This is a genomic window from Candidatus Latescibacterota bacterium, assembly GCA_019038625.1.
In the GTDB taxonomy this organism is placed as follows: domain Bacteria; phylum Krumholzibacteriota; class Krumholzibacteriia; order Krumholzibacteriales; family Krumholzibacteriaceae; genus JAGLYV01.
The window spans coordinates 1-4,325 of the sequence record JAHOYU010000022.1 but is presented as its reverse complement, the minus strand read 5'-3'; the positions used below and the strand labels follow the sequence as shown (position 1 = coordinate 4,325).

General features: G+C 50.5%; 4 protein-coding genes. 1 reads left to right on the top strand and 3 read right to left on the bottom strand.

From position 1 onward, the window contains the following. From KOO63_01285 to KOO63_01275, 3 genes are all read right to left on the bottom strand, one after another. The coding region (locus tag KOO63_01285; GenBank protein MBU8920467.1) for a response regulator at positions 1 to 801 on the bottom strand (801 nt) is incomplete at its 3' end. After that, entirely contained in the window at positions 798 to 2,009 is a 1,212-nt protein-coding gene (locus KOO63_01280; GenBank protein MBU8920466.1) for an HDOD domain-containing protein, read from the bottom strand. The genes KOO63_01285 and KOO63_01280, both read right to left, overlap by 4 nt. Then, positions 2,006 to 3,904: a PAS domain S-box protein gene (locus tag KOO63_01275; GenBank protein MBU8920465.1), complete on the bottom strand. Its 1,899-nt coding sequence runs from the start codon at positions 3,902 to 3,904 to the stop codon at positions 2,006 to 2,008. Before KOO63_01275 ends, KOO63_01280 begins: the two co-directional genes overlap by 4 nt. 212 nt (positions 3,905 to 4,116) lie before the next feature. Between KOO63_01275 and KOO63_01270 the strand changes: the two genes are divergently transcribed. Further along, positions 4,117 to 4,325 (top strand): glutamine synthetase (locus KOO63_01270; GenBank protein MBU8920464.1); only part of this gene is annotated, 209 nt, incomplete at its 3' end.

Here is a 4,325-nt window from a genome sequence, read left to right as displayed (position 1 = left end):
GTGCAGGATCTGTGAGCCTACGGCAACGACCTGGGCATCGGAGATATCCCCCCCTATAGGCATGGGATTAAACTGGAGCTTCACCATCTCGGCGACATCCTCCATCCGGGGAATCTTCTCCAGCAACCTGCAACCGGTCTTTGGATGAGACCTGAAAGCGTCTCTTTCCTCATCGGACAGCTCGTGTCCGGAATAGACTTTCTCAATGGTGTCCGGATGAAGCGCGATACAACCGATGTGCGAGAGCATAGCAGCCAGTTCGTATTTCCACTGATCCTGAATGCCGAGCCTGCTCACGCAGTGAGAGACGTATTTCTTCAGCCTCGAAGTCCTGCTGAATGCTATCGGGTTGACGAGAGAAAGGACTTCCGCCATCACATTCACTGCTCCATTGAGAGTATTCTCGAGAAGTTCCTTCTCGGCGACCACAAGATCATACTGCTTCAGAGCGGCGTGAAGGCTTGAGACAAGGACACTGGTCTCTACAGGTTTAGTAAGAAACCGGAATATCCTCCCCTCGTTTACGGCCGACATCGCGGAATCGAGGTCAGCAAATCCTGTTATCATCATCCTTATGCTGTCGGGAGTCTTTTCCAGTACTTTCGCCAGGAATTCCACTCCCGACATCTCCGGCATCCTGAGATCGGATACTACGACCGCGTATGGCCCCTTTGAATCTATCGCCTGCAATCCCTCTCGGCCACCGAGCGCCGTATCCACTTCGAAATGTTTCTTGAGTTGTCTTCTATACGCGAACAGGATATTGGCTTCGTCATCGACACATAGTATTTTTCGTTTCATACTGTCGCCATCTCTTCCCTGCCAGATGCTGCCTGGTCACTCCATTGCCGAAAGCCATCTCTGACATCTGGAAGAGTGGCTCCGGGTGAACCACTTTCAAGCCAATCTTTTTCTCCCAGGACCAGTTCTCTGTACAACCCCTCCGCGGCACATACACAGGTAAGGAGTCTGTTCTCATGTTCCACAGCTTCCGGGCAATGATGATACCTTATAGCATCCACGAGCATATCCGGCAGCCCTGGTAGCCCAAGAAAACATGCCCCGACTTCGTCGTGAGAGACACCGTACAGTTTCCTCTCCGCTTCAATACTATCCATAGTCAGCGCCTGTTCCTGTGTTATCGATTCCAGCGATTTTTCCGGATAGATCGAGATCAGCAGAAATTCGCCGACATCGATAAGGAGGCCGAGAGCGTAAGCACATTCTTCCAGATCCTTCTCCAACCCCATCTGCCGGGCCACAAACACCGAGTATTCACCGTACCTGACACTCCTCTCCACCTTCTCTCTCAGTCCATGCATTTTTACCGCTTCCCGGGTATATGCCGAGAAGATATCGCCTTGTTTCACCAGCTTGGCGAGTGTGTGTCTGCCGATGATATCGACGGCCTTCCCGACGGTGGATATCAGGGATAAAGAACCGAAATAAGATGAATTGGCCAGATGCAGCATCTTGACTGCCAGTCCGGGATCCCGGCTGGCAATAGAAGCCAGGTCAACCGTTTCTAAACTGCCCCCCTTTAGTTCGCTACAGAATTCGTCGAGGATCTCGGGAAGGCAGGGCAGGTTGCCTGGCCCCACGACTTTACCCCGAAGTCCAATTTCAGGAAGAAGATCGACCAGAGTGAGGGCCCTGGCAAGCGATTCACACAGTTTTCCGGTATTGCAAGGCTTTGATAAATACTGGTGCGAACACCGTACCGCCTTTATTATCGTTTCGTCATCCGGCTGACCGGACAGGACGAATCTCACCATATGAGGATAGAGCATTCCTATTTCCGTCAGCAGTTCCGCTCCGTTCATCTCCGGCATCTTCATATCGCTGACTACCGCGTCGAAATGATCCGTGGACAACAGGTCGAGAGCTTCCCTTCCTCCATTCACCAACACCATGTCCCATTGCTTACGCATTCTGGACAACGAGCGACGCAGACCTTCGAGCACATTGGGTTCGTCATCGACAAACAGTATCCTCTTCCTTCCGGTCATTCGTCCCCTCCCTGGCCACACGGACAAATCGGGAGCCTGATTATAAATGTCGTCCCCTCTCCCTCTTCAGTCTCGCATTCGATCTCTCCTCCGTGTTTATCGACGATCACCGATCGACTGATGGCAAGCCCTTGTCCCGTCCCTTTGCCGACTGATTTCGTCGTAAAAAATGGGTCGAACATCTTCTCTTTCACATCTTCCGGCATTCCACTGCCGTTATCGCTCACCTCGATACATGCCCAGTCGCAATCGCGTCTCGTACAGATCCTGATCAATCCCTTTTTCATTTTTCCCGCTTCGATGACACTTCCTATCGCGTGAGAGGCATTGATAATCATGTTGAGGATGACCTGGCTGATCTCCCCGGATACACACGGGACCGACCCTAGATTCTTGTCGAAATTGGTTTCAAGGTCGGACACATACTTCCACTCGTTCCTCGCCACCGTGACAGTGTTTTTGATTATCCTGTTGATATCTGTCGGGGCTATACCGTCCGAGACAGGGTGAGAAAATTCCTTCAGCGAAAGAACGATCCTTGATATTCTTTCGAGGCCATCGAGAGACTGGCTCAGCGCTTTCGGGATCTCCTCCATGAGGAACTCTATATCGGCAGTCTCTTCTGTCTCCTCGATATCCCTGACCAGATCAGAGGTCTCTCCATCCGACTTTACAGTATTCACAAGGTCTCTATACTTATCCACTACGTTGGTTATTTCCTCACACGACTCTTCCAGAAACCTCGTATTGTCACTTACAAACTGCATCGGCGTGTTGATCTCATGCGCTATGCCTGCCGCAAGTCTCCCAACCGACTCAAACTTGCTGACCTGCATGTAATGTCCTTCGGCGTCTATCTGCCTGGTGGCATCCGAAAAGAACAGGAAAAGCGATGGTTTGTGCTCATGAATAATTTTTCCGACACTCACCCGGAGGTCCCGATAATTGCCGGTCACGTCTTTCAACTTCAGAGTCCCTTCGAGGACCTCGATTTCCTCATCGTTAAAATTGCTTATCAATTCACCCAGTCTCTCCGCATCTCCGCTCCCAAACAGGTGCAAGAGGACCATACCCTTGAGTTCCTCCAGGGGAAGGCCACTTATCTCCTCGAATCTTTTGTTCGCGTTTTTGATCACACCATCCCGAATCACCACAACACTTTTTTCAAATTGCCCGATCATATTCACGAATCTGTCATTGTCCTCGATGGCCCTGATGCTTGTCCTGAGCAGACCTCTGTTGGTCGTCGCCATCTCGATATTTGCCTCCCGCAGGGCCTTGACCTTCTTCATCAATATCGACTGCTGTCTGGCCATATCCTGTTCCTGTTCCGTCTTCTCTATCAGGTCATACCTGAGACGGTAGTTCCTGTCGGCCAGCTCATCATTCAATTTTTCCAGCTCATGGATACGTACATCGACGATTATCTGGCCCTGAATAGACGAAGAGAGTCTGGAGACATATTCAATTGCCTCATCGAGCTCCCTGTATGTAAATGTCCGTGTCGAATCCCGGCGGCAGAAGTTCATCAGCCCCAGGAACCGATGGCCGGAAAAGAAAGGGACACTCATCACGTTGCCTGAATAGTAGTCCTCGACCATCCCTTCATAATCACCGGCATTCTTCTCAAAATCGGATATCACCACAGGTTTTTCCCCACCGGCCACAGAACCGGAGAAACTTTTCCCCCACGGAATAAAAAGCGGATGGACGGAATGATCGTCGATTCCCGCGATACCAGCTATACTCAACCCCGAGTCAACTTCGTTCATCAGGAGAAGCCCAAAATCGCAATCGAATTCCTGGACAGCATCGATGACGGCCATGTGCAACAACAACTCCATCATCTCGGTTCTGTCTGTGACCTCCGAATCGGCAAAACTGGCTGTGCTCATAATAGTTTTCTTCCGTTCAGTAACTTGCCCACATGAATCTATCCCCGGCAATCACCGCCCTAAATGTTATTCGGCAAGGGGCCATCTATCTTGACCAGTTTTGTGAATTATTTACTGACATCACCCCCCTTCCCGAGAGACCCCGGGAGATAGATTTATTCCTTGAAACAACCCGTCCCATTCAATATATTGGAATCCCGCAACCGATTGTAATGAACGGTTTTTGTATGTACTCTGACGGCAGGAGAGAGGGAGGTCCCGACATCTTTTCTTCGATTGCAAAACTCAGGACTGAGATCAAGAAGCACGACATACGGCTGATCGATCTTAAATTTACTGATTTTCTCGGCAAATGGCACCACATGACAGTCCCCGCTTCGAACCTCGACAAGAAACTTGTGACCAAGGGACTGGGCTTTGA